Origin of the sequence: Halomonas sp. HP20-15 (genome assembly GCF_033446685.1) — a bacterium.
In the GTDB taxonomy this organism is placed as follows: domain Bacteria; phylum Pseudomonadota; class Gammaproteobacteria; order Pseudomonadales; family Halomonadaceae; genus Modicisalibacter.
Genome location: NZ_JAWQLY010000016.1, coordinates 22584 through 37042, shown reverse-complemented (window position 1 = coordinate 37042; position 14459 = coordinate 22584). Strand labels below are relative to the sequence as shown.

The following is a 14459-nucleotide window of genomic DNA, read 5'->3' as shown; positions in this document are numbered from 1 at the left end:
TTAGATGTTCAGTTCTTGCGGCTGCTGCGCGGCATGCGGATGCTGGGTGCCGGCGTAGACCTTGAGCTTGGTGTACATGGCACGACCCAGCGGGCCCTTGGGCAGCATGCCCTTGACGGCCGCTTCGATGACCCGCTCGGGAGCGTGGTCGATCATCTGCTCGAAGGACAGCGAGCGCAGGCCACCCGGATAACCAGTGTGACGGTAGTAGTTTTTCGCTTGAGCCTTGTTGCCGGTCACGCGAACCTTCTCCGCGTTGACGACGACGATGTAATCGCCGGTGTCGACGTGCGGCGTGTATTCGGGCTTGTGCTTGCCACGCAAGCGACGAGCGATCTCGGTGGCCAGGCGGCCGAGCGTCTTGTCCGCGGCATCGACGACATACCAGTCGCGCGTGACGGACTGCGGCTTAGCACTGAACGTCTTCATGGATTGAATCACCAATTGATGTATTGGGTCTCGCGCCGTAGCGTTCGACCATCCCTATTTTTCTTGGTTGTCAGCCGGCCAGGCCGCTGACAACGGTTGAGCGAGCGCGCATTGTACATGAGCCGATCGCTCAGGTTAAGGGCATTATCACGGTTTGTGCGGCAATGCCAGGTACTCACGGGACTGCATCTCCTGCAGCCGCGAGAGCGTGCGCTCGAATTCGAAGGTCAGCGATCCTTCGGGATACAGCGACTCGATCGGTACCGCCGCCGACATCAGCAGCTTGACGCCCCGGTCGTAGAACTCGTCGACCATGTTGATGAAGCGCCGCGCCTGGTCGTCGCTGGCCCGCCCCAATTGGGGAACGTTGGTGACCAGCACGCTATGGAACTCGCGGGCCAGCTCGATGTAGTCGTTCTGACTGCGCGGCCCATCGCAGAGCATCGCGAAATCGAACCACACCACCTCTTCGTGCAGGCGGCGCGCCGTCAGCACGCGACGGTTGATCTCGACCGGCACCTCGCGCTCGCCCTCGCCTCCGGCGAGCTCACGAAAGCTGCGTTGGAGCCGTTCGTCGGCTTCACTGTCGAGCGGCGTATGAAAGAGATCGACGTGCTCGAGGGCACGCAGGCGGTAATCGACCCCCGAATCGACATTGACGATTTCGCAATGCCGCTTGATCAGTTCGATCGCCGGGATGAAGCGCGCCCGCTGCAGACCATCCTTGTAGAGCTCGTCGGGGACGATGTTGGATGTCGCCACCAGTACCACTCCTTTGGCGAACAGCGCCTCGAGCAGGTTGGCCAGCATCATTGCGTCGGTGATGTCCTTGACGAAGAACTCGTCGAAGCAGATCACCCGGGCCTCGCTGGCGAACTTGCCGGCGATTAGCGTCAGCGGGTTCTTCTCGCCCTTGTAGTGCTCGAGTTCGTTGTGCACCCGCTGCATGAAGCGATGGAAATGCGTGCGCATCTTGTCCGGAAACGGCAGCGACTCGTAGAAGGTATCCACCAGATAGGTCTTGCCACGACCGACGCCCCCCCAGAAATACAGCCCGGTGACATCGGGTATCGGCGCCACCTCGGGCGTGTCATCGCGCCTGCCGAACAGCTTGGCCATCCGCGACTTGAGTCCACTGTCGGCGCCGATCGGCGCCAGCGAACGGCGCGGGGTATTGATCAACTCGTCGTAGAGGCGCTGAAGATGCTCGACCGCACGCTCCTGGGCGGTGTCGTACTCGAAGCCCGCACGCTCCAGATCGGTCCGATAACGGGCCATCGGCGCAAGCGCGGCGCCGGTGCTGGCGCTCGTAGAGGTAGGGGTTGTCGCGCACATGAGCGTCAGGGTTCTCCCGGCTGCAATCGATAAATCGTTCATTATACGCACCGAGCACCCGCGGCGCATGGCCCTGCGTGCCGTCCATCGCATGACGCGTCTCGTTGACCCGCAGCGCGCCCTGCCCCGTATAATGGGCCGTGTCACCATGAGGCCACGCCCCGGCGGGCCCTCGTGGCCGTGGTTAGAGATCAAGGGGAACGACGTGTATCAAGGCAATATCGATTGGATCCTGGCGATCGCCAGCCTGTTGGCGGGCATCGGCATCGGCGCCCTGGGCTATCACCTGCTCAACGCCAATGTCGCTCGCAATCAGAAGACCCGCCAGCGCCTGGCCGAGACCGAGCTCGAACTGAGCCAGATGAAGGGAGTGCTCAACGACCACTTCGCCCGCGCTGCGGAACTGGTAACCAGTATTCAGCGCCAGAGTCACGAACTCGAACAACAGCTCGCCCAGGGCGCCGACCAATTGTGCGACGACCTGCAGATCAAGCGTCGCCTGAACGGTCAGGGCGAGGAGGAGCCCCCCAACGATAGCGACACTCCTGCGCCGCGCGATTACGCCGACGACGGCCGTGGCACGCTGGCCGAGGATTTCGGCCTGCGTCAGCGCGATCAGACGGCCGACTCCACGACATCGCCGGTACGCTACTGAGCGTAGCGGCTTGCGCGAATTACCGCGCAACTCGTCAGGCAGGGTTGTCGATATCCACGAACCGGTGCTCGACGCCCTGCTCCTTAGCCAGCCACTCGCCGAGCGCCTGAACGCCGTAACGCTCGGTGGCGTGGTGGCCGGCCGCGAAATAGCTGATTCCCATCTCGCGGGCCAGGTGCGTCGTGCGCTCGGAAATCTCGCCGGAAATGAACGCGTCCGCTCCCGCATCGGCGGCCTGGGCGATCATGTCCTGGGCGCCACCGGTACACCAGGCGATGCGACGGATCTCGCGGTCATGGCCGCTGATCACCGTCGGCTCGCGATTCAATACCGTCGCTAGATGCTGTCCCATGGCCGTCGTGTCCATGGCGCTCGACGGCTCGCCCAGCCATATCAAACCGTCGCCCAGTTCGCCGTCGGCGCAGCCGCTGACTCGGAAATCCAACCGCTGCGCCAGGCAGGCGTTGTTGCCCAGGCTGGCGTGAGCGTCCAGCGGCAAATGGTAGGCGAGCAGGTTGATATCGTTGGCCAGCAGCGTCGCGAGGCGTCGCCGCTTCATGCCGGTGATCGCCACCGGCTCGTTCTTCCAGAAATAGCCATGATGCACCAGCAGCAGGTCGGCCTCCCAGGCAACCGCCTCGTCGACCAGCGCCTGGCAAGCGGTCACGCCGCTCATCACCCTGGCGACCCGCTCGCGGCCGGCCACCTGCAACCCATTGAGGGTATAGTCCTTGAACTGCGCCGCGCGCAGTTCGGCGTCGCAGGCGTCTATCAGTTGGTGGCGTGCCAGCATGGCTCCTCCCGGGCATTCATAAAAAGGCGGTGATACACTGCCGCCATTGTAATGGCTGCACCCATCGGCTTCGAGAAGCGTGGCGCTGGCGGCCCTCGTTCAAGGATCGTACATGCGTCGCTTCGTGATGCCCCTTATCTGGCCCGTCATCAGTGGTATCCTGCTGGCCGTCGTCCTGCTTTACCAGTTCCCCCACCTGCTGGGTACCGAGCCGAGCCGCCCGCAGCCATCCCAGACTACCGCCCCCTCGAGCGAGCCGGCAGCCAGCGAAGCCCCGGGCGCCGCGACATCCCAGGCAAGCAACGCCACGGCCGTCTCACGCCCGGCGCCGAAACTGCAGGAGGCCCAGCCGTTATCCCGCGACAGCGGCACGGTCAGCTATGCCGACGCGGTCGACAAGGCGGCACCGGCGGTGGTCAACGTCTACTCCTCGCGGGTCGTCGAGCGCGAACAGCATCCGCTGATGTCCGATCCCTTCTTCCGCCAATTCTTCGGCGACGACATGCCGCGCCGGCAACGTCTGCTGTCGAGCCTGGGCTCGGGGGTGATCGTCAGCGCCGAGGGCTACATCCTCACCAATCAGCATGTCATCCGCGGCGCAGACCAGATTCAGGTCGCCCTGCGTGACGGCCGCGAGACGCTCGCCCAACTGGTCGGCACCGATCCCGAGAGCGACCTCGCCGTGCTCAAGATCGATCTCGACGGGCTGCCGGTGATCCAGCTTGCCGACTCGGAGAAGATCGCCGTGGGCGATGTCAGCCTGGCGATCGGCAATCCCTTCGGGGTCGGTCAGACCGTGACCATGGGTATCATCAGCGCCACCGGTCGCAACCACCTGGGGCTGTCCGCCTACGAGGATTTCATCCAGACCGACGCCGCGATCAATCCCGGCAATTCGGGGGGCGCGCTGGTCAACGCGCAGGGCGCGCTGGTGGGCATCAATACCGCGATCTTCTCGCGCTCCGGTGGCTCGCAGGGGATCGGCTTCGCCATCCCCACCAACCTGGCGCGCGATATCCTCAGCCAGATTATTACCCACGGCCGCGTGATCCGCGGCTGGCTGGGCATCGAGGTCCAGGAGGTCACCGCCAACCTGGCCGCGTCGTTCGGTCTCAACGCAATCCAGGGGGTCGTCGTCGCCAATGTGGTGCCCGGCGGGCCCGGCGCCGAGGCAGGCCTGCAACCCGGCGACGTGATGACCGCCATCGACGGCAAGCCGATCATCGACCCACGCGTGGCGATGGCCGATATCGCCGAGATCGCTCCCGGCACGCGGCTGCCGGTCACCTACATTCGCGGTGGCGAGCGCCATACCGTGGAGGTCAAAGTCGGCGAACGACCGCGGCCACAGGAAGCCTGAATACTTCTTTACGCAAGCTGTCGTCCATAAACGATCATGCCCCGCCTAGGCGGGGCATGATCGTTGAACGACACGAATCAACGCACGCGTCATTATTCGTCGCCGATCCGGTTCTCCGCCGAGCGCGCATGGGCGGTCAGTGCCTCGCCACGCGCCAGCACCGAGGCGGTGCGCCCGAGTGTCGCCGCACCTGCGGCGGAACAATGGATGATCGAAGAGCGCTTCTGAAAGTCGTAGACCCCCAACGGCGATGAGAAGCGCGCCGTACCCGACGTCGGCAATACATGGTTGGGCCCGGCGCAGTAATCGCCCAGCGCCTCGGCCGTGTAGCGGCCCATGAAGATCGCCCCGGCATGACGCACCTCGGGCAGCAGGGCCTCGGGGTCGGCCACCGACAGCTCCAGATGCTCGGGAGCGATGCGGTTGACCAGCGCCAGCGCCTCGTCGCGATCCCGACAGCGAATCAGCGCGCCGCGCGAGCGCAGCGAGGCGCGCACGATCGCTGCGCGCTCCAGCGTCGGCAGCAAGCGTTCGATCGCCGCTTCGACGGCGTCGAGATGCGCCTCGTCCCAGCCCACCAGAATCGCCTGGGCATCCTCGTCGTGCTCGGCCTGGGAGAACAGGTCCATGGCCAGCCACTCGGGATCGGTGCCGCCGTCGCTGACCACCAGGATCTCCGAGGGGCCGGCGATCATGTCGATGCCGACCTGACCGAATACCGCCCGCTTGGCGGTCGCCACGTAGATGTTGCCGGGCCCGACGATCTTGTCGACCCGCGGCACGCTTTCGGTGCCGTAGGCCAGGGCGGCGATCGCCTGCGCACCACCGACGGTGAATACGTGATCGACTCCCGCCAGGTGCGCGGCGGCCAGCACCAGGTCGTTGAGCACGCCATCCGGAGTAGGCACCACCATAACGATCTCGCGCACGCCGGCGACGTGCGCCGGAATCGCGTTCATCAGCACCGACGAGGGATAGGCCGCCTTGCCGCCGGGCACATAGATGCCGGCCCGATCGAGCGCGGTGATCTGCTGACCCAGCACCGTGCCGTCGGCTTCGCGGTATTGCCAGGATTCGGGCTTCTGATGGCGATGATAGGCGCGGATGCGTTCCGCGGCGTGCGACAACGCCTCGCGCTGTGCGTCGGGAAGGCTGTCGAAGGCCTGCTCGAGGCGCTCGGGACTGAGCGTCAGCGCCTCGACGCTGTCCGCCTCGACGCGATCGAAGCGCCGGGTCAACTCGACCAGCGCGGCGTCGCCGCGCGTGCGCACGTCCTCGATGATCTGGCTGACGCGCTGTTGCACCTCGGCGTCGGAAACGCCCTCCCAATCGAGCAGGGCCTCGAGCAACGGGCCGAAGTCGTCATCCCGGGTATCTAGCCGGGGCATCTTGAAGGTCTCTGTGGCGCTATCGGTAACGGTGTCGGCCATGGTGCGAACCTCGTCTGTCGGCGCTCGACTCGCGAGCGCCAGGAATCAGGAAACCGGCGCGTTGGCTTGGCGTGCCTCGACGGCCTGGCGCAGGCGTCCGATCAGCGGCTTGAGACGCTCGTGCTTCATGGTCATGGCGGCCTTGTTGACCACCAGCCGCGTGCTGATGTCGGCGATCAGCTCACGCGGCTCCATGCCGTTGGCGCGCAGCGTATTACCGGTATCGACGATGTCGACGATCTCGTCGGCGAGATTCATCAACGGCGCCAGCTCCATCGCCCCATACAGCTTGATGACCTCGGCCTGAATGCCCTGCTCGGCATAGTAGCGCCGCGCGATATTGACGAACTTGGTCGCCACCCGACGCCGTGCATGGCGAGCCTGCATACCGGTGACGCCGGCGGTCATCAGCCGGCAGCGGGCGATCTCCAGGTCAAGCGGTTCATAGAGCCCTTCGGCGCCGTGCTCGAGCAGCACGTCCTTGCCGGCGATTCCCAGGTCGGCGGCACCCATCTGCACATAGGTGGGGACATCGGTGGCGCGGATCACCACCAGCTTGACGCCTTCCAGATTGGTATCGAACAAGAGCTTGCGGCTCTTGCCGAGATCCTCGCTCGGCTCCACCCCGGCATCGGCCAGCAGGGGCAGTGTCTCGTCGAGGATGCGCCCCTTCGACAGGGCGAGTATCAGTTGCTTTGACATGGCGACTTCGGTTCCAGGTATTTCGAGACGACTCGGAAAGGCTCAGTGACCGGGTACGCGACGGATCTTGGCGCCGAGCGACTGCAGCTTCTCCTCGATGCACTCGTAACCGCGATCGATATGGTAGATACGATCGACCAGCGTCTCGCCCTCGGCGACCATGGCGGCCACGACCAGGCTGGCCGAAGCGCGCAGGTCGGTGGCCATCACCGGCGCGCCGGAAAGCCGCCGGACCCCGGTCACGATCGCGGTGTTGCCCTCGATGGCGATCTCGGCGCCCATGCGCTTGAGCTCCTGCACGTGCATGAAGCGGTTCTCGAAGATCGTCTCGACGACCCGACCGGTACCGTCGGCGATGCAGTTCAAGGCCATGAACTGGGCCTGCATGTCGGTGGGAAACGCCGGGTAAGGCGCCGTTCTGACATTGACCGCGCGCGGGCGACGCCCCTGCATGTCGAGTTCGATCCAGTCCTCGGCGTGGCGGACCATTGCCCCCGCCTCTTCCAGCTTGGCGAGTACCGCGTCGAGGATGTCGGCGCGGGTATTGCGCACCCGCACGCAGCCGCCCGAGGCCGCCGCGGCTACCAGGAAGGTGCCGGTCTCGATGCGATCGGGCATCACGTCGTAATGGCAGCCGTGCAGGCGTTCGACCCCTTCGACGATGATGGTATCGCTACCGTGACCGCGGATCTTCGCCCCCATCGCGATCAGGCACTCGGCCAGATCGACCACTTCCGGTTCGCGGGCGGCATTCTCCAGCACGGTGGTGCCTTGGGCGAGCGCCGCCGCCATCAATAGGTTCTCGGTCCCGGTGACGGTGACGGTATCGAAGATGATCGTCGCGCCCTTGAGGCGGCCATCGACCCGGGCCCGGATGTAGCCGCCCTCGACCGTGATGTCGGCGCCCATAGCCTCCAGGCCGCGGATATGCAGATCGACCGGCCGGGTGCCGATCGCACAACCGCCGGGCAACGAGACATCGGCCCGACCGAAATGCGCCAACAACGGCCCCAGCACCAGGATCGAGGCGCGCATCTTCTTGACCAGCTCATAGGGCGCATGGCATTCGCGAACCTGTGAACCATCGAGCTGGATGCTCATTTTCTCGCCCATCACCGGCTCGACGCCCATGTGCGCGAGCAGTTCCAGCGTGGTGGTGATGTCCTGAAGGTGCGGCAGGTTGCCGATGGTAACGGGCTCGTCGGCGAGCAGCGTGGCGGCCAGGATCGGCAGCGCGGAATTCTTCGCCCCGCTCGCCCAGACCTCGCCGTTGAGCGGGCCGTTACCGGTGATGATCAGCTTGTCCATGATGGTCGAGTACTCAGCTCTGGGCGTTCTCGGGAGCGTCCTGCCACTGCGCCGGGGTATAGGTCTTGATGCTCACGGCGTGAAGCGCGCCGCTGGCGATCTCCTCGGACAGCGCGCCGTAGATCAGTTGCTGACGCTTGACGGGGCTCAGCCCTTCGAACGCTTCGCCCACGGCGACGACCTGGAAGTTGCAGCCTTCGCCCTGGATGTGGAATTCGCAGTCGTCGATCCGCGACTCCAGTCGCGCCTTGACATCACTGGGTTGCATGGACGTATGACTCCTGTCGAAGGTGGACCGGCGACGCGCTGCGCCGCCGGCGGGATCGTGAAGGCGTCCATGGTAATGAAAAGCATCGGCGATGGCGATGCCCAGCCGCGTTACCGAATCGCGAGACGCGCGGCGATGGCGGACAGCGATCGCCGGGAGGCGATCAGGCCTCGGCCGCTTCCAGGTGGGAGGGCAGCAGCAGATCGATACCCGCCAACGAGGTCACCCTAACCAGCGGCTCGGAGAGCTTGACCGACTCGACCTCGAGGCCGCGCTTACGGGCACAGCGCAGCCATTCGAGCATCACGCTGATCGCCGCGCTGCTGGCTCGATCGACGCCGCTCAGGTCAAAGTGCACCACGCTGCCGGAGGGCTGGGTGTCCAGCCATTCGCAGCCACTCTCGGCCAGACTGGCGGCGACGTCGAAATCGGCCTCGCCACTGGCGATCAGTGCCTGGTCCTGGACGACCAGCCGCGCGCCGTCATGGTCGAGCAATACGCTCACTGCGCCGTTCCTTGTCCGGAGGAATCAGCGGCTCCTTTCTCCAGCTCCTCGGTAGCGACTTCGGGTGCCCACTCACTGATGACCTTGTCATAGTCGCGGTTGTTGTTGCGCATCGCCTGGTCGAACTGGTTGCGGAACGTCAGCCCGAGATTGATGCCATTGACGATGACGTTGACGACCTTCCACTGGCCATCGTCCTGGCGCAGGGTGTAGCTCACCGGATAGACCTGGCCGTCGTCAGCCACCACTTCCATGTCGACACTGGCCTGGTCCTCGTAACGACCGCCGGTGCCTTCCAGTACGCGCAGTTCGCGATAATCGAACGTCACCAGCCCCCGAGCGTAGGTATCGATCAACGTCTGACGGAAAGTGTCGACGAAGCGCGAGCGCTGCTCCGGCGTGGCATTGCGGAAGTAGCGACCCATGACGCTGGCGCCGATGTAGCGAAAGTCGGCGATCTGCTCGAGATTCTTGTCGACCAGCGCCTCCAGCTCGTCGGGGTGTTCGGCGAAATAGTCCTTACGCCCTTCGATCTGCCCCATCAACTGATCGATACTGTCGCGGATCAGCTGTTCGGGCTTCTGCTGAGCCTGGGCCATCGAAGCCATCAACAGCGTGGCGCACACAACGGCCAGCCAGCGGTAAACGGAAAACCTTACGCGCATCGTCGTCATGCCAACAGTCATAGCCACCTCCGGTTATTCCTTCACCATGTTCGATACGAACTGCTGAATCAGTTCTTCCAGTACCAGTGCCTGCTGTGTATCGCGGATCGTATCGCCATCCTCGAGGGTTTGCGGGTCGCCGCCCATCGACAGGCCGATGTACTGCTCGCCCAATAGCCCCGCGGTGAGTATCGCCGCCGTGGAATCGCGCGGCAAAACGCCTTCGAGCTTGTCGTCGACCTCGAAAGTGACATGGGCGTCGTACCATTCGGGGTCGAGTTCTATCGCCGAGACCTGCCCCACCTCGACACCGGCCAAAGTCACCTTGGAGCGTACCTTCAGGCCGCCGATATTGGCGAAATTGGCATGCAGCGTCATGGTGTCGCCCGATACGCCGGTGCCCAGACCGCTGACCCGCAACCCCAGGAAGATCACGCCAATCACCCCGGCCAACATGAACAGGCCGACCCCGAACTCCATCACCTTGCTGCGTCTCATCCGAGTTCTCCAAACATCGTCGCGGTGAGCACGAAGTCCAGCCCCAGCACCGCCAGCGAAGAATAAACCACCGTTCGCGTGGTGGCGCGCGAAATGCCTTCCGAGGTCGGCACCAGGTCATAACCTTGGAAAACCGCGATCCAGGTCACCACCAGCGCGAACACCACGCTCTTGACCATGCCGTTGCCGATATCGGCGAAGAAGCTGACACTGTCCTGCATGTTGCTCCAGTAGGAACCTTCGAAGACTCCCAGCCACTGCACGCCGATCAGATAGCCGCCCCAGATGCCCACCACGCTGAAGCCGACGGTCAGCAGCGGCAGCGAGACGAAACCCGCCCACAGGCGTGGCGCGATGATGCGGCGCAGCGGGTCGACACCGATCATCTCCATGCTCGAGAGCTGCTCGGTGGCCTTCATCAAGCCGATCTCCGCGGTCAGCGCCGAACCGGCGCGCCCGGCGAACAGCAGCGCCGTGACCACCGGCGCCAGCTCCCGCAACAACGACAACGCAACCATCTGCCCGAGCGCATCCTCGGCGCCGAAATCGACCAGGATGGTGTAGCCCTGCAACCCCAGCACCATGCCGATGAACACGCCGGACACCAGCACGATGGCCAGCGACATCACGCCGACGAAATGCATCTGACGCAGCCACAGCCGCCAACCTTCCCGTGAAGGCACGGTCATGCTCGACAGCGCCAGGATCATCCCGGCCCGGCCCAGCGCATCGACGACATCCAGCGTCGCCCGGCCCAGCGTCACTATCCGGCGGGAGACTGCCCGGCTGAAGGCTGCGCCAGGCAAGGCGTGGCGACGCCCCTCGTGACGATCGCTCACCGTCGCACCCTCCCGGTCATGATGTCGGTGACGTAATCCGGCGCCGGGTAATGAAACGGCACCGGCCCGTCGGGCTCGCCATGAATGAACTGACGCACCCGGGCGTCGCCGGTGTCATCCAGCGATGCCGGCGTACCGTGCGCCATCACCTGGCCATCGGATATCACGTAGACGTAATCGGCGATCGTCAGGGTTTCCTTGACGTCGTGGGAGACCACCACGGCGGTCAGTCCCAGCGCCTGATTGACCTTCTTGACCAGCTGCACCAGCACGCCCATCGAAATCGGGTCCTGCCCCACGAACGGCTCGTCATAGAGGATCAAGTCGGGATCCAGGGCGATTGCCCGGGCCAGCGCCACCCGTCGCAACATGCCGCCCGACAGCTCCGAGGGCATCAGTTCTCGGGCGCCACGCAACCCCACCGCCTCGAGCTTCATCAGGACGATGTCGCGAACCATCGCCTCGGGCAGGTCGGTATGCACGCGCAGTGGAAAGGCCACGTTCTCGAACACGGACAGATCGGAGAACAGCGCCCCGCTCTGGAACAGCATGCCCATGCGTCGGCGCAGGCGGAACAGCGCGCGGCGCGGCAGGCGATGCACGTCCTGGCCGGCGATCCTGACCCGCCCCGCATCCGGGCGCAACTGGCCGCCGATCAATTTGAGCAGCGTCGTCTTGCCGGTGCCGCTGGGCCCCATGATCGCAGTGATCTTGCCGCGTGGAATCTGCAGATCGATACCGCGAAAGATTTCCTTCTCGCCTCGGGAAAAGCGCAACCCTTCCACCTCGACGAGCAGCGATTCGTTCATTCAGGCGACTCAGTGGTGAAAAATTATCGAACATCGTATCCTAACCCATCGTACCACGACCAGCCCGACCCGCTTTGGCCCTTGCAAGCCACCGCCTCTATGCGTCTAATGAGCGCCCGGCACAGCCGCGACGGACCGGTCATCCGGCAGCGTCGCCTCTTGAGTCCAATCGCCCCCGGGGCAACAATCATCGTCATGACCATCGATACCGACTTCGCCTTTCGTGCCAGCGCCCGACGCACCCTGGAGCTGGAACAGCAGGCCATCGCCGCATTGAGCGGCAAGCTGTCCGACGACTTCGACCGCGCCTGCCGGCTGATACTCGCCTGCCAGGGACGCGTGGTGGTCACCGGCATGGGCAAATCCGGGCATATTGCACGCAAGATCGCCGCCACGCTGGCGAGCACCGGAACGCCGGCCTTTTTCGTCCACCCCGGCGAGGCCAGCCACGGCGACCTGGGCATGATCACCGCGCGCGATGTGGTACTGGCCCTCTCCAACTCCGGCGAGACCCAGGAGATAACCGCGCTGCTGCCGCTGCTCAAACGCATGGGCACGCCGCTGATCAGCATGACCGGGCGCCCCGCCTCGGCCATGGCCTGCCATGCCGAGGCCCACCTCGACGCCGGCGTCGAACGCGAGGCCTGCCCGCTCGATCTGGCGCCGACCGCCTCGACCACCGCCGCGCTGGCGCTGGGCGACGCGCTGGCGGTAGCCCTGCTCGAAGCGCGCGGCTTCACCGCCGAGGACTTCGCTCTGTCGCACCCCGGCGGTACGCTGGGCCGGCGCTTGCTGCTCAAGGTCGAGGACCTGATGCACAGCGGCGAGCGGCTGCCCAGCGTCGTCATCGGCAGCCCGCTGCGCGAAGCGCTGCTCGAAATCACCCACAAGGGGTTGGGCTTCACCTGCGTGGTCGACGAGCAAGGCCGATTGGCCGGCGTCTACACCGATGGCGACCTGCGTCGCACGCTCGATCAGCATGGCGATCTACGCGCGCTGCGAGTCGACGATGTGATGACCCGTGGCGGCAAGCGGATTCGTGCCGACATTCTGGCGGCCGAGGCCGTCAGGCTCATGGAAGACAACCGTATCACTGCGCTGGCCGTGGTCGATGCCGACGATCGCCCGATCGGCGCCATCCACATGCACGACCTGCTCGTCAGTGGCGTGATCTGAGGAGACAGCGATGACCGACCATCCCGAGCTGACCGAGCGCGCCCGCCATATACGGCTGCTGGTTCTCGACATCGACGGGGTCATGACCGATGGCCAGCTGTACTTTCAGGCCGATGGTCAGGAGATCAAGGCCTTCAGTACCCAGGACGGTCAGGGCATCAAGCTGCTGCGCCGGGCCGGGGTCGAGGTAGCGATCATCACCGGCCGCGAGTCGCCGATGGTGGCGCGCCGCGCCGCGGCCCTGGGTATCGAGCATGTCTTCCAGGGCCGCGACGACAAGCTGGCTGTGCTGCGCGAGTTGCTCGACACGTTGGACCTCGGGTTCGAGCAGATCGCCTACTGCGGCGACGACCTGCCCGACCTCGCCCCCATTCGCTGCGCGGGGCTCGGCATCAGCGTGCCCAATGCGCCAGACTATATCCGCGAACAGGCCGACTGGGTCACCCAACGCCCCGGTGGTCACGGCGCCGTACGCGACATCTGCGATGGCCTGCTGCAGATGCAGGGTCACTGGGCAGCGCTACTCGATACTTACCTTCACGGCCGGAACTGAACGATGCTCCAGCGTCTCTCGCGGCTCTCATACAAATGGTGGCTGGCACTCATCCTGATCGCGCTGGGTGGGCTGCTGGCGCTGATCGAGCAGCGCAATATCTCGCTACCCGCCCCGCCTTCCACGGCCGCAAGCGGCGAACCCGATTACTATCTGGAAGACGCCACGCTGACCCGCTTCGATGCGGCCGGCACCGCCCATCAGCGGCTCGAGACACCGCGCCTGACGCATACCCCCGACGATGACGTGACGCACCTCGAAACGCCCGACGCCCGACTCGTCGACGACCGCGGCCGGGTCTGGTTCGCCAGCGCCGACACGGGTAGGCTGGGGGCCAACGCCAATCCGCTCAAGCTAAGCGGCGACGCCCAGCTCGAGGCGCCCGAACAGGGATGGCAAATCAATAGCGAGGTGCTGGTTTACGATGCCGACACCGGCCATGCCTGGAGTGAAAGCGAGGCCGTTCTGCGCAAATTCCAACAACGCGTGCGCGGCGATCGCTTCGATGCCTGGCTGGATAGCGGACGCATGCGGCTCAACGGCAACGTACGCGGCCATCACCCGCCGATCGACGAGGATTCAGGATCATGATGCGCACCCTTATCGCCGCACTAGGGCTGTCCGGTGCGGCACTGCTCGCCACGCCGGCCCTGGCGCTGGACAGCGATGCCAATCAGCCGATCAACATTGCCGCCGACCGACTGGATCTCGACGACCGAGCCGGCACCGCCGTCTACACCGGTGACGTCGACATGCAGCAGGGCAGCATGAAATTGACCGCTCAGCGTGTCGAGATCGAGCGCAACGACCAGGGCGAAGTGACCCTGGTGACCGCCACCGGCGGCGCCGAGCGTGCCTATCTCGAACAGCGCCCGGCGCCCGACGATCCGCTGGTCAAGGGCTGGGGCGATACGATCATCTACCACGCCGGCGAGCGACGCGTCGAGCTGATCGGACAGGCCGAGTTGCACCAGGCCAGCGATACCTTCAACGGCGCCTATGTCGAGTATTTCCTCGACAATCGTCAGGTCCAGGCGCGCTCCCAAGTTCAGGGCACCGAGAACCAGCGCGTGCGCATGAGCCTGACGCCGAAGTCGGCCGAACAATGACCCCGACAGCCGAGGCCAGTCTAGA

Annotated in this window: 18 protein-coding genes; 6 read left to right on the top strand and 12 right to left on the bottom strand. The window is 65.0% G+C overall.

The window, feature by feature from the left end:
* Together rplM and zapE are read right to left on the bottom strand one after the other, a co-directional pair.
* Nucleotides 1-429: a 50S ribosomal protein L13 gene (rplM, locus tag R6258_RS17140; protein ID WP_136066995.1), complete on the bottom strand. Its 429-nt coding sequence runs from the start codon at nucleotides 427-429 to the stop codon at nucleotides 1-3.
* A 147-nt stretch (nucleotides 430-576) separates the two neighbouring features.
* On the bottom strand, nucleotides 577-1764 hold the full coding sequence (gene zapE / locus R6258_RS17135) for a cell division protein ZapE (RefSeq protein ID WP_318452917.1): 1188 nt from the start codon (nucleotides 1762-1764) through the stop codon (nucleotides 577-579).
* 205 nt (nucleotides 1765-1969) lie between these two features.
* Here zapE and R6258_RS17130 point away from each other — a divergent pair, with 205 nt between their 5' ends.
* Nucleotides 1970-2419, top strand: a complete 450-nt coding sequence (locus R6258_RS17130; protein WP_318452916.1) for a YhcB family protein — start codon at nucleotides 1970-1972, stop codon at nucleotides 2417-2419.
* A 34-nt stretch (nucleotides 2420-2453) separates the two neighbouring features.
* Here the strand turns inward: R6258_RS17130 and R6258_RS17125 are convergent, their stop codons facing one another.
* Nucleotides 2454-3212 (bottom strand): Nif3-like dinuclear metal center hexameric protein, encoded by a 759-nt coding sequence (locus R6258_RS17125; RefSeq protein ID WP_318452915.1) that lies wholly within the window; start codon nucleotides 3210-3212, stop codon nucleotides 2454-2456.
* A 112-nt stretch (nucleotides 3213-3324) separates the two neighbouring features.
* Here R6258_RS17125 and R6258_RS17120 point away from each other — a divergent pair, with 112 nt between their 5' ends.
* Nucleotides 3325-4572, top strand: coding sequence for a Do family serine endopeptidase (locus R6258_RS17120; protein ID WP_318452914.1), 1248 nt, complete (start codon nucleotides 3325-3327; stop codon nucleotides 4570-4572).
* A 92-nt stretch (nucleotides 4573-4664) separates the two neighbouring features.
* Here the strand turns inward: R6258_RS17120 and hisD are convergent, their stop codons facing one another.
* The 9 genes from hisD to R6258_RS17075 form a co-directional block, all read right to left on the bottom strand.
* Entirely contained in the window at nucleotides 4665-6002 is a 1338-nt protein-coding gene (hisD, locus tag R6258_RS17115; protein ID WP_318452913.1) for a histidinol dehydrogenase, read from the bottom strand.
* Between the two features lie 45 nt (nucleotides 6003-6047).
* Nucleotides 6048-6704, bottom strand: coding sequence for an ATP phosphoribosyltransferase (gene hisG / locus R6258_RS17110; RefSeq protein WP_318452912.1), 657 nt, complete (start codon nucleotides 6702-6704; stop codon nucleotides 6048-6050).
* Nucleotides 6705-6746: 42 nt separating this feature from the next.
* A complete protein-coding gene (gene murA, locus R6258_RS17105) occupies nucleotides 6747-8012 on the bottom strand; it encodes a UDP-N-acetylglucosamine 1-carboxyvinyltransferase (RefSeq protein WP_318452911.1) in 1266 nt (421 codons plus the stop codon).
* Nucleotides 8013-8025: 13 nt separating this feature from the next.
* Nucleotides 8026-8280 (bottom strand): BolA family protein, encoded by a 255-nt coding sequence (locus R6258_RS17100; RefSeq protein ID WP_318452910.1) that lies wholly within the window; start codon nucleotides 8278-8280, stop codon nucleotides 8026-8028.
* A gap of 163 nt (nucleotides 8281-8443) precedes the next feature.
* Nucleotides 8444-8785, bottom strand: coding sequence for a lipid asymmetry maintenance protein MlaB (locus R6258_RS17095; RefSeq protein ID WP_318452909.1), 342 nt, complete (start codon nucleotides 8783-8785; stop codon nucleotides 8444-8446).
* On the bottom strand, nucleotides 8782-9393 hold the full coding sequence (locus tag R6258_RS17090; RefSeq protein ID WP_318452955.1) for an ABC transporter substrate-binding protein: 612 nt from the start codon (nucleotides 9391-9393) through the stop codon (nucleotides 8782-8784). The genes R6258_RS17095 and R6258_RS17090 overlap by 4 nt, the downstream gene beginning before the upstream one ends.
* 90 nt (nucleotides 9394-9483) lie before the next feature.
* On the bottom strand, nucleotides 9484-9948 hold the full coding sequence (gene mlaD, locus R6258_RS17085) for an outer membrane lipid asymmetry maintenance protein MlaD (protein WP_318452908.1): 465 nt from the start codon (nucleotides 9946-9948) through the stop codon (nucleotides 9484-9486).
* Nucleotides 9945-10715: a lipid asymmetry maintenance ABC transporter permease subunit MlaE gene (gene mlaE, locus R6258_RS17080; protein ID WP_318452953.1), complete on the bottom strand. Its 771-nt coding sequence runs from the start codon at nucleotides 10713-10715 to the stop codon at nucleotides 9945-9947. Before mlaE ends, mlaD begins: the two co-directional genes overlap by 4 nt.
* A 68-nt stretch (nucleotides 10716-10783) precedes the next feature.
* Nucleotides 10784-11596, bottom strand: a complete 813-nt coding sequence (locus R6258_RS17075; protein ID WP_318452907.1) for an ATP-binding cassette domain-containing protein — start codon at nucleotides 11594-11596, stop codon at nucleotides 10784-10786.
* A gap of 195 nt (nucleotides 11597-11791) precedes the next feature.
* On the opposite strand from R6258_RS17075, the gene R6258_RS17070 reads away from it, so the two are divergent.
* Genes R6258_RS17070 through lptA form a run of 4 tightly spaced genes read left to right on the top strand, consistent with a single transcriptional unit; the run spans nucleotide 11792 to nucleotide 14434 of the window.
* On the top strand, nucleotides 11792-12772 hold the full coding sequence (locus R6258_RS17070; RefSeq protein ID WP_318452906.1) for a KpsF/GutQ family sugar-phosphate isomerase: 981 nt from the start codon (nucleotides 11792-11794) through the stop codon (nucleotides 12770-12772).
* Nucleotides 12773-12782: 10 nt separating this feature from the next.
* Entirely contained in the window at nucleotides 12783-13325 is a 543-nt protein-coding gene (locus R6258_RS17065) for a KdsC family phosphatase (RefSeq protein ID WP_318452905.1), read from the top strand.
* 3 nt (nucleotides 13326-13328) lie between these two features.
* Nucleotides 13329-13916, top strand: a complete 588-nt coding sequence (lptC, locus tag R6258_RS17060) for an LPS export ABC transporter periplasmic protein LptC (RefSeq protein ID WP_318452904.1) — start codon at nucleotides 13329-13331, stop codon at nucleotides 13914-13916.
* Nucleotides 13913-14434: a lipopolysaccharide transport periplasmic protein LptA gene (gene lptA / locus R6258_RS17055; protein WP_318452903.1), complete on the top strand. Its 522-nt coding sequence runs from the start codon at nucleotides 13913-13915 to the stop codon at nucleotides 14432-14434. Before lptC ends, lptA begins: the two co-directional genes overlap by 4 nt.
* Nucleotides 14435-14459 lie beyond the last annotated feature (25 nt).

Bases quoted from the DNA above. Each gene is read 5' to 3' on its own strand.
- R6258_RS17075 (WP_318452907.1), bottom strand. From the start codon at position 11,596: ATGAACGAATCGCTGCTCGTCGAGGTGGAAGGGTTGCGCTTTTCCCGA.
- hisG (WP_318452912.1), bottom strand. From the start codon at position 6,704: ATGTCAAAGCAACTGATACTCGCCCTGTCGAAGGGGCGCATCCTCGAC.
- R6258_RS17125 (WP_318452915.1), bottom strand. From the start codon at position 3,212: ATGCTGGCACGCCACCAACTGATAGACGCCTGCGACGCCGAACTGCGC.
- zapE (WP_318452917.1), bottom strand. From the start codon at position 1,764: ATGTGCGCGACAACCCCTACCTCTACGAGCGCCAGCACCGGCGCCGCG.
- rplM (WP_136066995.1), bottom strand. From the start codon at position 429: ATGAAGACGTTCAGTGCTAAGCCGCAGTCCGTCACGCGCGACTGGTAT.
- mlaD (WP_318452908.1), bottom strand. From the start codon at position 9,948: ATGAGACGCAGCAAGGTGATGGAGTTCGGGGTCGGCCTGTTCATGTTG.
- R6258_RS17070 (WP_318452906.1), top strand. From the start codon at position 11,792: ATGACCATCGATACCGACTTCGCCTTTCGTGCCAGCGCCCGACGCACC.
- R6258_RS17090 (WP_318452955.1), bottom strand. From the start codon at position 9,393: ATGGCTTCGATGGCCCAGGCTCAGCAGAAGCCCGAACAGCTGATCCGC.
- lptA (WP_318452903.1), top strand. From the start codon at position 13,913: ATGATGCGCACCCTTATCGCCGCACTAGGGCTGTCCGGTGCGGCACTG.
- R6258_RS17120 (WP_318452914.1), top strand. From the start codon at position 3,325: ATGCGTCGCTTCGTGATGCCCCTTATCTGGCCCGTCATCAGTGGTATC.
- R6258_RS17065 (WP_318452905.1), top strand. From the start codon at position 12,783: ATGACCGACCATCCCGAGCTGACCGAGCGCGCCCGCCATATACGGCTG.
- lptC (WP_318452904.1), top strand. From the start codon at position 13,329: ATGCTCCAGCGTCTCTCGCGGCTCTCATACAAATGGTGGCTGGCACTC.
- murA (WP_318452911.1), bottom strand. From the start codon at position 8,012: ATGGACAAGCTGATCATCACCGGTAACGGCCCGCTCAACGGCGAGGTC.
- R6258_RS17100 (WP_318452910.1), bottom strand. From the start codon at position 8,280: ATGCAACCCAGTGATGTCAAGGCGCGACTGGAGTCGCGGATCGACGAC.
- hisD (WP_318452913.1), bottom strand. From the start codon at position 6,002: ATGGCCGACACCGTTACCGATAGCGCCACAGAGACCTTCAAGATGCCC.